General features: G+C 72.7%; 15 protein-coding genes. 1 reads left to right on the forward strand and 14 read right to left on the reverse strand.

Features of this window, described 5'->3' with window-relative positions; genetic code table 11:
• Positions 1–17: 17 nt before the first annotated feature.
• The 13 genes from HGK34_RS12645 to rpsD all read right to left on the reverse strand — a co-directional run bounded on the left by HGK34_RS12645 (position 18) and on the right by rpsD (position 13,655).
• Complete coding sequence (locus tag HGK34_RS12645) at positions 18–1,028, reverse strand: extracellular catalytic domain type 1 short-chain-length polyhydroxyalkanoate depolymerase (protein ID WP_201847812.1); 1,011 nt, start codon at positions 1,026–1,028, stop codon at positions 18–20.
• A gap of 175 nt (positions 1,029–1,203) precedes the next feature.
• Entirely contained in the window at positions 1,204–2,343 is a 1,140-nt protein-coding gene (gene aroB, locus HGK34_RS12650; RefSeq protein ID WP_201847814.1) for a 3-dehydroquinate synthase, read from the reverse strand.
• Positions 2,340–3,095, reverse strand: a complete 756-nt coding sequence (locus HGK34_RS12655) for a shikimate kinase (protein WP_201847816.1) — start codon at positions 3,093–3,095, stop codon at positions 2,340–2,342. Before HGK34_RS12655 ends, aroB begins: the two co-directional genes overlap by 4 nt.
• Entirely contained in the window at positions 3,092–4,318 is a 1,227-nt protein-coding gene (aroC, locus tag HGK34_RS12660; protein WP_201847818.1) for a chorismate synthase, read from the reverse strand. The genes HGK34_RS12655 and aroC overlap by 4 nt, the downstream gene beginning before the upstream one ends.
• A 10-nt stretch (positions 4,319–4,328) precedes the next feature.
• Positions 4,329–5,408, reverse strand: coding sequence for a shikimate dehydrogenase (locus tag HGK34_RS12665; RefSeq protein WP_201847820.1), 1,080 nt, complete (start codon positions 5,406–5,408; stop codon positions 4,329–4,331).
• Positions 5,399–6,229: a phosphoribosylaminoimidazolesuccinocarboxamide synthase gene (locus HGK34_RS12670; RefSeq protein ID WP_201847822.1), complete on the reverse strand. Its 831-nt coding sequence runs from the start codon at positions 6,227–6,229 to the stop codon at positions 5,399–5,401. The genes HGK34_RS12665 and HGK34_RS12670 overlap by 10 nt, the downstream gene beginning before the upstream one ends.
• Positions 6,230–6,296: 67 nt before the next feature.
• Positions 6,297–7,316, reverse strand: a complete 1,020-nt coding sequence (gene mltG / locus HGK34_RS12675; protein WP_201847824.1) for an endolytic transglycosylase MltG — start codon at positions 7,314–7,316, stop codon at positions 6,297–6,299.
• 254 nt (positions 7,317–7,570) lie between these two features.
• Positions 7,571–8,578 (reverse strand): endolytic transglycosylase MltG, encoded by a 1,008-nt coding sequence (gene mltG / locus HGK34_RS12680; RefSeq protein WP_307815937.1) that lies wholly within the window; start codon positions 8,576–8,578, stop codon positions 7,571–7,573.
• Positions 8,579–8,782: 204 nt separating this feature from the next.
• A complete protein-coding gene (gene ruvX, locus HGK34_RS12685; protein ID WP_201847828.1) occupies positions 8,783–9,295 on the reverse strand; it encodes a Holliday junction resolvase RuvX in 513 nt (170 codons plus the stop codon).
• Complete coding sequence (gene alaS, locus HGK34_RS12690; protein ID WP_201847830.1) at positions 9,295–11,991, reverse strand: alanine--tRNA ligase; 2,697 nt, start codon at positions 11,989–11,991, stop codon at positions 9,295–9,297. Before alaS ends, ruvX begins: the two co-directional genes overlap by 1 nt.
• 240 nt (positions 11,992–12,231) lie before the next feature.
• Positions 12,232–12,528: a hypothetical protein gene (locus HGK34_RS12695; RefSeq protein ID WP_201847832.1), complete on the reverse strand. Its 297-nt coding sequence runs from the start codon at positions 12,526–12,528 to the stop codon at positions 12,232–12,234.
• Positions 12,525–12,947 carry a DUF948 domain-containing protein gene (locus HGK34_RS12700; protein ID WP_201847834.1) on the reverse strand — a complete coding sequence of 141 codons (423 nt, stop codon included), beginning with the start codon at positions 12,945–12,947 and terminating at the stop codon, positions 12,525–12,527. The genes HGK34_RS12695 and HGK34_RS12700 overlap by 4 nt, the downstream gene beginning before the upstream one ends.
• An 81-nt stretch (positions 12,948–13,028) precedes the next feature.
• On the reverse strand, positions 13,029–13,655 hold the full coding sequence (rpsD, locus tag HGK34_RS12705) for a 30S ribosomal protein S4 (protein ID WP_201847843.1): 627 nt from the start codon (positions 13,653–13,655) through the stop codon (positions 13,029–13,031).
• 291 nt (positions 13,656–13,946) lie between these two features.
• On the opposite strand from rpsD, the gene HGK34_RS12710 reads away from it, so the two are divergent.
• Positions 13,947–15,359, forward strand: coding sequence for a replication-associated recombination protein A (locus HGK34_RS12710; RefSeq protein WP_201847845.1), 1,413 nt, complete (start codon positions 13,947–13,949; stop codon positions 15,357–15,359).
• Positions 15,360–15,399: 40 nt separating this feature from the next.
• Here HGK34_RS12710 and HGK34_RS12715 read toward each other — a convergent pair whose 3' ends face one another.
• Positions 15,400–16,380 (reverse strand): DMT family transporter, encoded by a 981-nt coding sequence (locus tag HGK34_RS12715; RefSeq protein WP_201847847.1) that lies wholly within the window; start codon positions 16,378–16,380, stop codon positions 15,400–15,402.
• Positions 16,381–16,396: the final 16 nt, after the last annotated feature.

Consider the following 16,396-nt stretch of genomic DNA (forward strand, 5'->3'; position numbering starts at 1 on the left):
CCTTATCGTCGGCAGCGTCAGATGTGTATAAGAGACAGGGTCGGCACCGGGTCGCCGGCCTCGTCCAGTCCACCGAAGAAGTCCATCGCGTACTGCGCCATCCCCGCGCGGTACAGGTTGTGGGTGTATCCCTGCAGGCTGATCGACTGGAACGTGGGCCGGGTGGCGTCCCCGTAGGTGGTGCGGGTCCAGTCCGGCTGCGGCCGGTCCACCGTTCCGGAGCCCTGCGCGATCCCGTGCAGGTTGGTCCACTGCTTGACCTGCTCGCCGAGGTTCGGGTAGGCCAGCACGGTGTCCTGCGTACCGTGCCAGGTCTGGAACCTCGGGTAGAAGCCGCCGTACCCCGGGTACATGGCGCGGGCCGCGTCGCCCCATTCCTGGGCCGTACGGATGTCCTGCCCGTTCGAGCACGTGCTGTTCCACGTGTTCTCCGCGCTGCCGGTCGCGAAGCAGGACGCCGGCACCCCCGCGAACGCCGCGCCCGCCGCGAACACGTCCGGGTAGAGCGCCAGCAGGACGTTCGTCATCATCGCCCCCGACGACACGCCGGTCACGTAGATGCGCGAGGTGTCGACGTCGTACTGCTGCGTGGCATGGTCGATCATCGACCTGATCGCCACCGGGTCGCTGCCGCCGTCGCGCGTCAGGGCGTCCGGCGAGTACACGTCGAAGCAGTGCCCGTCGCGCGGCGCCTCGGGGAACACCATGACGAACCCCTGCTCGTCGGCAGCCCGCACGAACTCCTGCGCGCCACCGCTGAAGTACGCCGCCGCCGTCCCCGTGCAGTAGTGCACCGCGACCAGGAGCGCCGGGTGCGGGTCCACGTCGTCGGGCACGTACACGTACATGTTCAGACCGCTCGGGTTCGGCCCGAAGTCGGTCACCCGCTCCAGGCTCGCCGCCGCCGACGGCTGCGTGACCGCGCCGGCCCAGAGCGAACCGAGCGTCAGGGCGAGCGTCGCCGCGAGCGCCGCGGCCACCGGGCGCAGGAGTGGTCTGGTCCGTGGTGCGTGTACGCGGCTGCTCATCGTCGAGCCCCTTCCTCGGAGTGCCGATACGACGCCGGCGGTGCCAGGCGCCGGTTCAGCCAACCGGTGGGAGGGGCGCCCGTCCACGGACTGAACCGATTAACCGGCGAGGCGTTGCACCTCTTGTCCGAGCTGCACGTCTCGAGGGGAAATGCGAGCAGCGGGCGGGTGGCGGTCAGCCCAGCGTCAGCTGGGTCTCCCGGCCCGCAGGAGGCTCCTTGGACACCTCCGCGTAGGCGGCCGCGAGGATCGTCGGGTCCGGGCCCTCCAGACGGGCCGGCCTCGCGATGTCGTCGAGCACGACGAAGCGCAGCATGTCGCCCCGGGACTTCTTGTCGCGGCGCATGGCGGCCAGCAGGTCGTCCCACCGGTCGCCGCGGTACGACGTCGGCAGCCCCAGCGCGGTGAGGATGTCGCGGTGGCGGTCGACGACGGCGTCGTCGAGCTTGCCGGCCAGCCGTGCCAGCTCCGCGGCGAACACCATGCCCACGGCGACGGCGGAGCCGTGGCGCCACTGGTAGCGCTCGGCGAGCTCGACGGCGTGGCCGAACGTGTGCCCGTAGTTGAGGATCTCGCGCAGGCCGGCCTCCTTGAGGTCCTCGCCCACGACGCGCGCCTTGACGCGGACGGAGCGCGTGACCAGTTCGGCGAGCACGTCCCAGGTGCCGGGGTCCGCGTCCGCGCCCTGCCAGCCCCGCAGGTCCTCGGCGTGCTTGCTGACCAGGCGCAGGATCTCCTCGTCGGCGATGAACCCCGTCTTGACCACCTCGGCGAGCCCGGCCACCAGGTCCCAGCGGTCCAGGGACTCCAGGGCGGCCAGGTCGCACAGCACCCCGGCGGGCGGGTGGAAGGCGCCCACGAGGTTCTTGCCCTCGGCCGTGTTGATGCCGGTCTTGCCGCCCACGGCGGCGTCGACCATCGCGAGCAGCGTGGTGGGGACGTGGACGACGCGGATGCCGCGCAGCCAGGTCGCCGCCACGAAGCCGGCCAGGTCGGTGGTGGCGCCGCCGCCCACGGACACGATCGCGTCGGTACGGGTGAAGTCCGCCTGGCCGAGCACCTGCCAGCAGAACGCGGCGACCTGCGCCGTCTTCTGCTCCTCGGCGTCGGGCAGCTCGACGGCGAACGCCTCGTAGCCCTGCGCCGTGAGGTCCTCGCGCACCGCTTCGCCCGTGGCCTGCAGGGAGGCCGGGTGCATGACGAGCACGCGGCGCGCGTCGCGGCCGATCATCCCCGGCAGCTCGCCGAGCAGATGCCGCCCGATCACGACGTCGTACGGCGCCTGCCCGGACACGGTCACGCGGGTGGTGGTCACTGGGTGTCCTCCTGCTCGTTCGCCGGGCCGTTCCCCAGGCCGTTCCCCGGGGCCCCGGCGGCCACGCGCCGGTCCGGCCGCTCGTCGTCCAGATGTTCGGCGTCCGGATGTTCGTCGCCCAGATGCTTGGGGTCGGCCGGCTCCGTCACGGGCTCCAGCCCGAGTGCGGCGACGACGTCGCCCGCGGTCTCGGCCGCCGGGCGTTCCGTCGACTCCACGCGCAGCGTGGCAAGCCGTTCGTAGGTGGGGCGCCGCTCGTCCATGAGTGCCTGCCAGCGCTGCCGCGGGTTGCCCAGGAGCAGCGGCCGGGCCTGGTTCATGCCCACCCGCGGTGCGGCGACGGCGAGCGTCACGTCGAGGAACACCACGTTGCCGCCGCGTGCGGCGTAGGCGGCCAGTGCCGCGTCCGTCCCCGGGTCCATCACCGCGCCGCCCCCGAGGGCCAGGATCCCGTCGTGCTCCGCGAGCGCCGCCGCCACGGCCTGGCGCTCCAGGGCGCGGAAGGCCGGTTCGCCGTCGTCGACGAAGATGTCGGAGACGGGTTTGCCCGCCGTCCGCTCGATGTCGTGGTCGGTGTCGCGCACGCTCAGGCCGAGGGCATGGGCCAGGACGCGGCCGAGCTTGGACTTGCCGGATCCGGGCGGGCCGATCAGGACGAGGACCGGCCCGGGCGCGGCGGGCGTCCCGTTGGCGCCGGCAGGTGCGCCGGTGGCGGGCTCGTCGCCGGTGCCCGGCCTCACGTCGCCGCTCATCGCAGCCCCTGCGGGATCGCGGCGAGGTATGCCTCGGCGTTGCGGCTGGTCTCGGCGAGGGAGTCGCCGCCGAACTTCTCGATCGCGGCCTCGGCGAGCACGAGCGCGACCATGGCCTCGGCGACGACCGCCGCGGGAGGTACGGCGCACACGTCCGAGCGCTGGTGGTGGGCGGTCACGGGCTCACCGGTGGCGAGGTCCACGGTGGGCAGGGCGCGGGGCACCGTGGAGATGGGCTTCATGGCGGCGCGCACCCGCACGGCCTCGCCGTTGGACATGCCGCCCTCGATGCCGCCGGCACGGTTGGTGTCCCGGGTGAGCCCGGCGCCGGGCGCGGGGTCTCCGAGCAGGATCGCGTCGTGGGCCGCGGTGCCGCGCCGGCGTGCGGTGCGGAAGCCGTCGCCGACCTCGACCCCCTTGATGGCCTGGATGCCCATGAGCGCGGCCGCGAGCCGTGCGTCGAGCCGGCGGTCGCCCTGGACGTAGGTGCCGAGCCCGGACGGGACGCCGTAGGCCACCACCTCGACCACGCCGCCGAGCGTGTCTCCGTCGGCCTTGGCCTGGTCGATCTCCTCCACCATGCGTGCGGAGGTGGCCGCGTCGTGGCAGCGCACGGGGTCGGCGTCGAGCGTGGCGACGTCGTCGGGCCCGGGCACGGCGACGTCCTGCGGGACCTCGACCTCGCCGATCGCGACGACGTGGGAGACCAGGCGCACGCCGAGGGCCTGCTCGAGGAAGTTCGCGGCGGCCACGCCGAGGGCCACGCGCATGGCCGTCTCCCGCGCGCTCGCCCGCTCCAGGACGGGGCGGGCGTCGTCGAACGCGTACTTGCGCATGCCCACCAGGTCCGCGTGGCCCGGGCGGGGGCGGGTCAGGGGCCGGTTGCGGGCGATCTCCCGCTCGTCCCCCGTGCCCGCGTCCTTGAGCAGCGCCTCACGGGGCACCGGGTCGGCGGACATGACCTCGGTCCACTTGGGCCACTCGGTGTTGCCGATCTCGATGGCCAGCGGGCCGCCCTGCGTGCGGCCGTGGCGCAGGCCGCCCAGGACGCGCAGCTCGTCCTGCTCGAACTTCTGCCGGGAGCCGCGCCCGTACCCGAGCCGGCGCCGGGCGAGCGCCGCCCGGATGTCGTCAGTGGTGAGGGCGACACCGGCCGGCAGGCCCTCCATCACCCCCACCAGGGCAGGACCGTGCGACTCTCCCGAGGTCAACCAGCGAAGCATGCCGCAATCCTTACATGTCCAGCGCCGCCGCGAGCGCCGCGTCCATGGCTGCGAGCACGTCATTGCTCACACCGTCGGGCGCATCACGGTGCGCGCCGTCGGGCGCACCGTCGTTCGCGCCGTCGTGCCCGCCGTTCGCGCGGTCGTTCACCGTGCGGTTCACGCCGTCGCGGCCCGTCATGAGACGCACCTGCTCGACGGCCTGGTGCAGCAGCATGCGCTCCCCGGGCACGGCCACCCCGCCTGACGCGGTCCAGGCAGTGTGCAGGGCGGTGGGCCGCGGATCGTAGGCGACGTCCAGCAGGACGCCGCGCGGATGTCCCGGGCGGTCGCGGACGACGGCGGCCAGCTGGTCCGCGGCGCGCGGCGGCAGGGTCGAGACGACGACGTCCGCCGCCGCGAGCGCGCGCGGGACCTGGCCGTCCGCGCCGCTCAGGTCCGCCTCGGCGACGTCGGGCGTGATGCCCATGCGGGCGATGGCGGCTCGCAGCTGTCCGACGCGGTCGAGCGACCGGACCAGAACGCGCGGCGAGACACAGCCCAGCTGTGCGAGCGCGGCCAGCGCGGACGCGGCGGTCGCTCCCCCACCGAGCACGACGGCGCTGGTCACCTCGGCGCCGGGTGTCTCCGTGCCGGAGGCGTCGGTGCCGGACGCCTCAGTGCCGGACCCGTCGGTGCCGGACCCGTCGGTGCCGGACGCGTTGCCGGGCGGCGGCGTGCCGAGGCCTTCGCGCAGTGCCTGGACGAGCCCGTAGACATCGGTGTTGGTGCCGGTCAGCGTCACGGCCCCCGACGCGCCGGGCGGGCCGGCGGGCGCCACGAGCACGGTGTTCACGGCACCCACGGCCGCGGCCAGCGGCTCGAGGTGATCCACCAGCTCCAGGGCGCGGTGCTTGAGCGGCATGGTCAGGGACAGGCCCGCCCAGCCACGGTCGAGGCCGGCGAGGAACGTCCGCAGGCCGTCCTCGTCCACGTCGTGGCGACCGTAGTCCCAGTCGTCGAGGCCGAGGGCGCGGTAGGCGGCGGCGTGCAGGGCCGGGGAGAGCGAGTGAGCGATCGGATGCCCGAGGACGGCAGCCCTCACGTCCATGCCTCGCCGGTGAGCGTCTCGTAGATCTCCACGTACCGCTTGCGGGTCTCCGCCACGACGTCGGCGGGGATCTGCGGGCCCGGGTCGGTGCGGTCCCAGTCGGTGAGGGTGGCGGACCAGTCACGCACGTACTGCTTGTCGTAGGACCACTGAGCCCGACCGGGCTCGTACTCGGACGCCTTCCAGAAGCGGGACGAGTCCGGGGTGAGGACCTCGTCGGCCAGCGTGAGCACACCGCCTGCGTCGAAGCCGAACTCGAGCTTGGTGTCGGCGATGATGACGCCGCGTTCCCGGGCGATCTCCGCGCCGCGGGCGTAGATGCCGAGCGTCAGGTCCCGCAGGCGTGCGGCGGTCTGCGCCCCCGTGGTCTCGGCGACCGTCTCGAACGGGATGTACTCGTCGTGGCCCTCCTCGGCCTTCGTCGAGGGGGTGAACACCGGCTGCGGCAGCCGGTCCGCCTCGACCAGCCCGGGCGGGAGGGCGACGCCGGAGACGCTGCCGGACTCCTGGTAGGAGCGCAGCCCGAGGCCCGCGAGGTAGCCGCGGGCGATGCACTCCACGGGCACGATGTCGAGCTTCCGGCAGCGGATGGCCCGGCCCTTCCACTCGGCCGGTACGTCCTCGCTGATGACGTGGTTGGGCACGAGGTCGGCGAACTGCCGGAACCACCACAGCGAGAGCTGGGTGAGGATCGCGCCCTTGTCCGGGACCGGCGTCGGCAGCACGACGTCGTACACCGACACCCGGTCCGAGGCGACCAGGATCACGTCCTGCCCGTCCGCGTACACCTCACGTACCTTGCCCTGGCGAATCAGTTCCACGCCGAAAGGCTACGACACGTCGGCGTGCCCGCCCGACCGCGGTCCGGGCGGGCACGCCGCGAGGGGCCTACCCGTTCCAGTCGGGATGGTCGGCCTCCCACTGCCGCAGCTCGGCGACCAGCGTGTTGAACTCGTCGTTGGTGGTGGCGAACTTCGTCTCGCCGGTCTCGTGGTTCACCGTCACCCAGTACATCTCGGTGCCCTCGGCAGGGTGGAAGGCCGCGTCGATGGACGCCCTGCCCGGGTTGGAGATCGGGGTGGGCGGCAGGCCCTTGTGGATGCGCAGGTTGTACTCGTTGGACGCGTCGTCGAGCTCGGACCGGGTCAGGGCGCCGCTGGTGCGGCCCGTCCCGTACAGGACGGCCGCGTCGATGCCGAGCGTCCAGCCCTCGTCGAGACGCCGCTGGATGACGCCGGACATGCGGGGCCGGTCCTCGGGACGGGCTGCTTCCCGTTCGATGAGCGAGGCACGGATGAGCACGTCCTCCCACCGCTCCTGCGGGACACCGGCCTCCTCCAGCTGGGTGACCGTCATCTCCGTCATCATCCCCACGACGTCGGACGGCGAGGTGCGCTCCGGGTCGGCGTCGTACGTCTGCGGGAACAGCCAGCCCTCGGGGTTGCCGCCGGCCTGTTCGGGGAGGTACTGGCCGAGATCCTCGAAGACCTTCCTGGTCTCCTTCTCCGGCCAGCCCGCCGCGACGATGCGGTCCTGGATCTGCTTCACGGTCAGGCCTTCCGGGATGGTCAGGCCGCCGCGGTCGATGTCGTTCTCCGCGAGCAGCGCCACGGCCTCGGAGGCCGACATCTGCGTGCGCACGACGTGGATGCCGGGCTGGATGCCGGGCGCGTCAGGGTTGCCGTCGAACGCCCGCTTGAAGGCGTCGTAGGAGGCCACGACGTCGTTCTCAAGGAGCACCTCGCCGATCGTGGCGCCGTTGGCGCCCTCCGGGATGTCGACCTCGACCTCCTCGCCGCCCGGGCCCTCGTAGTCCTGCGCCGCCAGCGGCGTGGCGTACCCGAACAGGTAGCCGTCGTTCTTCCACGTCCATGCGCCCAACGCACCGGCGGTGAGCAGGAGCGCCACGACGACGAGGCCGACGGGGCCCCCGGCGCGTCCCCCGGACCGGCGTCTGCCCCCGCGACGTCCGGGGGCTCCGCGGCCACTCGCACGGTGGCTCTCCGTCCCTGCCCAGTGGCGCGGTGGTCCCTGGTTCGACACGACTGCCATCGGCGTGCGGTTCACCCGTCTCTCGTACTCGTCTCGTCCCGCCACGACACGGGGCCCGCGCCGTGGCGAAACGGTTATATCAGGTCCGGGACGGTCCTCCGGAACGCGCCTCAGCCATGGTCGGCCTGCCATTGCCGCAGTTCAGCGACATTCTTCTGGTGCTCGGCGTAGGTCTCGGCGAACTTCGTCTCGCCCGTGTCCAGATTCACCGTGACCCAGAACTTCCAGTTCCCGTCCGCCGGGGCGAGCACGGCGTCGATCGAGGCCGCGCTCGGGTTCGCGATCGGACCGGGTGGCAGCCCCACGTGGCGCTCCAGGTTGTAGGGCGTGTCGGCGTCCTTGTCGGCGTTCGTCAGCTCGGTGCCGGGCTTGTCGAGCCCGTACGCGAGCGAGGCGTCGATCTGGAGCTTGATGTCGTCCTCGAGCCGGTTCTCGATCGCGCGGGCGATCTTCGGCCGGTCCTGCGCGATCCTGCCCTCACGTTCCACGAGGGATGCCTTGACCAGCAGGTCCTCGCGTTCACCGGGCGGCACGTCGCGCTCGTCGAGCTCGCGCACCGTGTTGCGCACCATGCGCCGCAGCACGTCGGCGGCCGACTCCTCCTCGGGGTCGACCGGGTAGGTCTGCGGGTAGAGCCAGCCCTCGGCGTTGCCACCGGCCTGCTCGGGCAGCCCGATCGAGTCAGGATCGTCCAGGGCATCGCGGAAGTCCGCGACGGGGATGCCGGAGACGGACGCCAGCCGCTCGATCGTCTGCGCGACGGTGAAGCCCTCGGGGATCGTCACCCGGAGGTCCGCCATCTCGTTCTTGGCGAGCAGCGCGACGGCGTCCGACGCCTTCATCTCGGTGAGCATGTCGCGGGTGCCGGGACGGATCCCGGCGGCATCCGGGTTCTCGTCGAACGCCTTGACGAAGGCGTCCTTGCTCGCCACGACACCGGCGTCGTACAGCCTCTCGGCCATGTCGAAGCCGGTGGCTCCCTCGCCGATCTCCACCGTCACGTCGTCGGTGCCCGGGCCGGGGTAGTCCTTGGCCTCGATCGGGTTCTCGAAGGCGAGCAGCATGTCCTTCTGCTGCCACACGAGGTAGCCAGCCCCGGCGACCAGGCCGAAGGTCACCAGGAGCACGATGAACGAGCGCCCCTGACGCCGTCGCCGTCGCGCGCGCCGGGAACGGCTGACGCGCGGATTACGGCTCCGGGGGTGCGGGGAAGTGGCCGGCAGGCCCTCCTGAGCTCCAGGGGGCGCCGTGAACAGGTCCGTCACCTCGTCGATCCTTCACTGTGCGAGAACGTGCTGGGTCATCGTGCGTGTCGTGCACGTCTACGCCTCGACGCCGGCACCGGCACGAGCCCCTGTCGCCCGCTCGGCGTCGAGTGCGGATTGCAGAATGATAACGGCAGCAGCCTGGTCGATCACAGACCGATGCTTACGGGTGTTTCGTCCGGCCTCGTGCAGCACCTGCGTGGCGGTGACCGTGGTCATCCGCTCATCGACGAACCGCAGCTCGGTGCCTGGCTGCCCGGCGCCGGCCAGGGCGTGCGCGAGACCGTCGGCAAACGCCCGGGCGTCGGCGCTCGAGGCGCCCTCCTTGCCGTTCAGGTGCCGGGGCAGCCCGACGTAGACCACCGCCGCGGAACGTTCCACGGCCTCCTGCGCGATGCGTCGCAGCGCGGCGGGCTCGGGCCTGCGCGGAACCGTCTCCACGGGCGTGGCCACGAGACCGTCGGGGTCACTGGCCGCCAGGCCCACCCGCGCCTTGCCGACGTCGACCGCGAGGCGGGCCCCGCGGGGCAGGGGCGTCCGCTCGGACGCCCCTGCGTTGTCCTGAGCCATCACGCGCCGACCGCGGCCAGACGCACGCCCTCCGCGATCCCGGCGAGCGCCTCGCCCAGCCGGGCGGGATCCTGGCCGCCGCCCTGGGCGAGGTCCGGCTTGCCGCCACCCCCGCCGCCGAGCGTCTTGGCGGCGGAGCGCACCAGGTCGCCGGCCCGGTGCCCGGCGGCACGGGCGGCCTCGTTCGTCGCGACGACCACGATCGGGCGTCCGCCCGACGTGCCGCCGGCGGCGACCACGACGGGCTCGGCCTCGCCGAGCCGGTTGCGCACGTCCAGCACGAGGGCACGCAGGCCGTCCGCGTCCGCCTCCCCGGCGTCGTGCGCCACGACGCGGACGTCGCCCACACGCGGGGCCTCCGCCGCCAGCCTCCCGGCCTGCCGGAGCAGCTGCGCCTGGCGCATGGCCGCAAGCTCCTTCTCGGCGTCCTTCAGCCGGGTCATGAGCGATCCGACACGATCGGCGAGCTCGTCGTGGCGGACGTTGAGCATCCCGGAGAGCTGCCCCACCAGGGCGTGTTCCGTGGCCTGGAACCCGTAGGCGCCGTCCCCCACGAGCGCGTCGACGCGCCGCACACCCGATCCGATGGACGACTCGCCCAGGAGGGTCACGCGGCCGAGCTCGCCGGTCAGCTTCACGTGCGTGCCGCCGCACAGCTCACGGGACCAGTCGTCGCCGATCGACACGACGCGCACGACGTCGCCGTACTTCTCGCCGAACAGGGCCATCGCGCCGAGCGCCTTGGCGTCCGGCAGGGACATCTGCTGGTCGGTGACCTCGAGGTTCTCGGTGAGCAGGGTGTTGACCCGCTCCTCGATCTCGCCGAGCGCTGCGGCCGGGACCGCCTGCGGGGAGCGGAAGTCGAACCGGATGCGGCTGGGGGCGTTCTCCGACCCGGCCTGCGTGCGGTCGGGCCCGACCAGCTCGTGCAGCGCCTTGTGGATCATGTGCGTGGCCGAGTGGGCCTTGCTGATCGCGGTGCGCCGCGTGGTGTCGATCGCGGCAGTTCCCGGGTCGCCGAGCGCGACGGTGCCCTCGATCAGCCGGCCCCGGTGCACGTTCAGGCCCTTGACGGGGCGCTGGACGTCGTCGACCTCGATCGTGGCGCCGCCGTCGAGCACGATCGTGCCCTGGTCGGCGAGCTGGCCGCCGGCCTCGGCGTAGAACGGCGTACGGTCCAGGACCACCTCGACGTCGGCGGGCGCGGTGGCGGCCGGCGTGGGGATGCCGTCGGACAGCAGCCCGACGACGCGCACGGTGGCGTCGTGCTCGGTGTAGCCGAGGAACTCGACCGGCCCGTCCAGCTCCCTGGCGATGGACTCGTAGGCCGCGACGTCGACGTTGCCGTGCCGCTTGGCCAGCGCGTCGGCGCGCGCGCGGTCGCGCTGCTCCTGCATGAGGGTGCGGAACGCCTGCTCGTCGACGCGTACGCCCTGCTCGGCGGCCATCTCCAGGGTGAGGTCGATGGGGAAGCCGTAGGTGTCGTGCAACTGGAAGGCGGCGTCGCCGCCGAGCACCAGGGAGTCGGTGCCGGCGGGGACGGACTCCTTCAGCTTGGACACGGCCGAGTCGAGGATCGTCGTCCCGGCGGCCAGCGTGCGGCGGAACGCCTCCTCCTCGGCGTAGGCGACCTGGGAGATCTGCTCGAAGTTCTTCTCCAGCTCCGGGTAGGAGGCCCTCATCGCGTCCTTGGACACGGGCAGCAGCGACGGCAGCGCGACGCCGTCGACGCCGAGCAGGCGCATCGCGCGCACGGAGCGGCGCAGCAGGCGGCGCAGCACGTAGCCGCGGCCCTCGTTCGACGGACGCACGCCGTCGCCGATGATCATCAGGGCGCTGCGCACGTGGTCGGCCACGACGCGCATGCGCACGTCGTCCTCGTGGTTCGCGCCGTACTTCTTGCCCGAGAGCTTCTCGGCGGCGTCGATGACCGGACGGACCTCGTCGATCTCGTACATGTTGTCGACGCCCTGCAACAGGAACGCGACGCGCTCCAGGCCCATGCCGGTGTCGATGTTCTTGGCCTTGAGGTCCCCCACGACCCGGAAGTCGTCCTTCGCCTTCACGTCCTCCAGGGCGTACTGCATGAACACGAGGTTCCAGATCTCGATGTACCGGTCCTCGTCAGCCGCGGGGCCGCCCTCGGCGCCGTACTCGGGGCCACGGTCGTAGAAGATCTCGGAGCAGGGGCCACCCGGGCCGGCCTGACCCGTGTGCCAGTAGTTCGTCTTCTTGCCCATGCGCTGGATGCGCTCGTCCGGCAGGCCGGCGACCTGCTTCCACAACGCGATGGCCTCGTCGTCGGTCTCGTAGACCGTGACCCACAGCAGCTCCGGGTCGATGCCGAGACTGCCCTCGTCGCGCGAGCCCGTCAGGAACTCCCACGCGTAGGAGATGGCACCTTCCTTGAAGTAGTCCCCGAACGAGAAGTTGCCGTTCATCTGGAAGAACGTGCCGTGCCGCGTCGTCTTGCCCACCTCGTCGATGTCGAGGGTGCGCACACACTTCTGCACGCTCGTGGCCCGCTGCCACGGTGGCGTCTGCTGGCCCGTCATGTACGGGATGAACGGCACCATGCCCGCGATCGTGAACAGCGTGGAGGGGTCCGGGCTGATCAGCGACGCCGACGGCACCACCGCATGACCTCGTGCCTCGAAGAAGTCGAGCCAGCGCTTGCGGATCTCGGCGGTGCGCATCTATTGCGGTCCTTGTCTCGTGGGCCGGCGCGCGCTCACGCGCCGGAAGGCGGTCTGGGTGGTCCTAGTCTCCCGCGCCGGAGGGCGAAAGACGAAACTGAATGTGGTGCGCTGTGGACAACACTCCGTGGACAACGTCGCGAGGCGGCGCGACAGTCCCGGCAGCTCCTGTCCGCAGGTGTCCTGTCCGCAGGTGTCCTGTCCGCAGGTGTCCGTCCGCGGGCGGCCGCGGCGGCGGGCTCAGTCGCGGCGGCGGCGCAGCTCGTCCAGGTCGTACGTCCCTCCGGCGCCGTCCGACAGGAGCGAGGCCATGAGCTCCGCCTCCCGCTCGGCGCGGGCGGCCCGGAAGTCACCCGCGAAACCTCGGACGCCGCGCGCGAGACGGACCCCGGCGGCGTCTGCCGCGTCGACGGCCCGGGCGCCGGCGGCAGCCGCCATGTTCGCCGCGGTGTACCTCGCGGCCAGTCGCTGCCCGCGCCGCACGACCACGACGGTGACGACCACGCCGACACCGATCCAGAACAGCCGCGCCTTCATCGCAGGCCGTCCTCGGAGCCCGCGGCGTGACGGCCCGAGGAACCGTCCCGGTCACCGTCGGCCCGTCCGGCGGCCTTCGCGAACGCCTGGCGCACGCCGTAGGAGAACGCGGCCACCTTGACCAGCGGGCCGCCGAGCGTGGCGGCGTACAGACCGGTCAGGGCGCTCACGTTCTCGCTGACCGACGCCGCGCTGGTGGTCACGGTGTCCACCTTCTCCAGCTGCGTGTTGGCGCTGGCCACGGCCGTGGCCGTCTCGTCGAGGATCGGCACCGAGTGCTCGGTCACCTCACGCAGACCGGACCGCGCCTCCTCCAGCACACGACCGAGCTTGACCAGCGGATACGCCAGGAAACCCACGAGCAGCAGGAACGCGATCGCCGCGAGCAGTCCCGCCACGTCACCGAGGGAAAAAGTCATGGCCGCAACCCTAACGTGGGACGACGCCGCCCCGCCCGGGCACGAGGCTCGGACGGGGCGGCGCGACAGGCTGAAGAGGGGTCAGCGGGCGTAGTACTCGACGACCATCTGCACGTCGCAGGTCACGGGGACCTCGGCGCGCTTGGGACGACGGGTCAGCGTCGCGGACAGCTTCTCCAGCTGCACGTCGAGGTAACCGGGCAGGGCCGGCAGCACGTCACGGTGCGCGCCGGCGGCGGCGACCTGGAACGGCGTGGTGGCCTGGCTCTTCGGCTTCACCTGGATGGTCTGGCCCTCCTTCACGCGGAAGGAAGGACGGTCCACGATCTTGCCGTCCACCAGGATGTGACGGTGCGTCACGATCTGGCGGGCCTGCAGGATGGTGCGGCCGAAACCGGCGCGCAGCACGAGGGAGTCGAGACGGGTCTCGAGGTCCTCGACCATGACCTCACCGGTCAGGCCGGGCTGCTTGCGCGAGTTCTCGTACACCTTCAGGAGCTGCTTCTCCCGCAGGGCGTACTGCGCCCGCAGGCGCTGCTTCTCGCGCAGACGCACCGCGTAGTCCGACTCGGTGCGGCGACGGGCACGGCCGTGCTCACCGGGCGGGTACGGGCGCTTCTCGAAGTGCTTGACGGCCTTCGGCGTGAGCGGGAGGCCGAGCTTGCGGCTCAGGCGAACCTGACGCCGCGAACGGGTGACAGAGGTCACGTGATTCCTGTCCTTCGTGGTTGATAGGTCACACCCAGGGGCACCGTCCGGGGACGGGACGTTCCGGGTGCGGGACCAGCCGACGGACGCGCTCTGCGGACGAACCGCACGCACGTCACCGGGCCGAGGTCCCAGGGAGTCGCCGTACGGGCCAGGGCCCGTCAGGCAACCGCAACATCTTACCCCGCTCCGGCACAGGTCCGCGCGGTGCGGTGCGTCACCCGGTGTGCCACGCCGGAACGCCTCTCAGCGGGCCCCGTCGGTGTCAGCCTGTCCGCATAGGGTTGCCGCATGGACCTGTTCTCCGCGGTGACGACCAGCGAGCGCGGAACCCCCGAGGTGAGCGACGCCGCGCCGCTCGCCGTGCGCATGCGCCCCGCCTCCGTCGCGGAGATCGCCGGGCAGGGCCACCTCCTCGAGCCGGGGTCCCCGTTGCGGCGGCTCATCGAACCGGACGCGGCCGGCCGCGCCGCGCCGTCGTCGGTCATCCTCTGGGGGCCACCCGGTACGGGCAAGACCACGCTCGCCTACCTGATCGCCACGGTGTCCGGCCGCCGGTTCGTCGAGCTGTCGGCGGTGACCGCCGGCGTCAAGGACGTACGGCAGGTGGTGGAGGACGCCCGGCGGCGCCTGGCCACGGGCGGTTCGGAGACCGTGCTGTTCGTCGACGAGGTGCACCGCTTCTCCAAGACGCAGCAGGACGCGCTGCTGCCGTCCGTCGAGAACCGCTGGGTCACGCTCGTGGCCGCCACCACGGAGAACCCGTCGTTCTCCGTGAACTCACCGCTGCTGTCACGCTCGCTGCTGCTCACCCTGCGGCCCCTCACGTCCGAGCACGTGCGGGAGCTGGTCGAGCGCGCGGTCACCGATGAGCGCGGGCTCGGCGGGGCCGTGGGGCTGGCGGACGACGCGGCCGAGCACCTCGTCCGCCTCGCGGGCGGCGACGCCCGCAAGGCCCTGACGATCCTCGAGGCCGCGGCCGGGGCGGTGCTGTCCGGCGACGGCCACGCGGCGGACGACGGGCACGGCACCGACGAGGACCGCGGCGCCGGCCCCGGCACCACCCCGGAGATCGCCCTGGCGGACGTCGAGCGCGCCGTGGACGTCGCCGCCGTGCGCTACGACCGCGCCGGCGACCAGCACTACGACGTCATCAGCGCGTTCATCAAGTCGATCCGCGGCTCCGACGTCGATGCGGCGCTGCACTACCTGGCGCGCATGGTCGCGGCCGGGGAGGATCCGCGGTTCATCGCCCGGCGGCTGGTCATCTCCGCCGCCGAGGACGTCGGGGTCGCCGACCCGTCCGCGCTCCAGACGGCGGTCGCCGCCGCGCAGGCCGTGCAGCTCATCGGCATGCCCGAGGGGCGCATCGTGCTGGCCGAGGCCGTGGTGCACCTGGCGACCGCGCCGAAGTCGAACGCTGCCTACCTCGCGGGGGACGCGGCACTGGCCGACGTGCGGGCCGGGAAGGCCGGCACGGTCCCGCTGCACCTGCGCGACGCCCATTACGCGGGGGCCGAGGGGCTCGGGCACGGGAACGACTACCGGTACGCGCACGACTGGCCGCATGCGGTGGCGCCGCAGCAGTACCTGCCGGACACGCTGGCGGGGACGGAGTACTACTCCCCCAGCGACCGCGGGTTCGAGCGGCAGGTCTCCGAGCGGCTCGAACGGGTGCGCGGGATCCTGCGGTCGGAAGGGTAGGCCGGACGCGGCGCCGGGACATGGCCGCCGCACCCGCCCGTCACGTGCGCTCGGCGCGCATCCCGATGCCGACGCCCGTCGCGACCACCGCGATGCCCAGCCACACCACGGGGCCCGGGACCGGCCCGCCGAGCAGCACGCCGCCCACCGCCGACGCGACGGGCACGACGCCGGTGAACAGCCCGGCGCGGCCCGGACCGATCCGGCCGACGGCCGTGTACCAGAGCAGGAACCCCGCCACCGTGACGAGCAGCCCCAGGTAGGCCGTCGCGAGCAGGTGGTCGGGCCGGAGCAGCAGCACCGCGGCCGGTCCCTCGGTCGCCAGGCCGAGCGCCGCGAAGCCCGCGGCCGCGATCCACATGGTGTGCAGCGAGACGCCGTGCGGCCCGAGGCTGCGCAGCACCGGCACGGCCAGGAGCGTGAACCCGGCCTCGCACGCGAGCGTCAGCAGCGCGTAGCCCACTCCCGCGGCGTCGGTGCGCCCGCCGCCGGTCACCAAGACGGCGCCGACGGTGACCACGACCGCCCCCGCCATCACGACAGGCGCGGGACGCATCCCGGACAGCAGGGGGCCGGCGAAGGCCAGCAGGACCGGCACTGCCGCGACGGCGACGCCGATCACCGCCGGCTCCGCATGCTCGACGCCGCGCACGATCGCCACGTTGAACAGCACCAGGCCGCTGAGGGCCACGCCCGCGAGCCATGCCCACTCGCGGCCGCGTGGCCGGGGCACCGCGCGTCCCGTGACCCGCAGTGCCAGCAGGATGGCGCCGGTGGCCAGGACGTAGCGCACCGTCTGGACGGTGAACAGGGGCGCGTCCTCGAGCGTGCCGGACACCGCGACGAGGCCGCCCACCAGGGACATGGCGATGGCGGCGTACAGCACGCCGCCCCGTGACCGGGCCCGGTGCCCCTCGCCGGTCGTCGCGACGCCCGCGGCTTCCTGCCTGGTGCCCGCGGCTTCCAGCCCGGTATCCGTCGGGGGGCTGCCCGGCGGGAGGCTGTTCGTGGTTGCTGTCATGAGCACAGCCTGTGTG

Source organism: Myceligenerans indicum (assembly GCF_016742955.1).
GTDB lineage: Bacteria > Actinomycetota > Actinomycetes > Actinomycetales > Cellulomonadaceae > Myceligenerans > Myceligenerans indicum.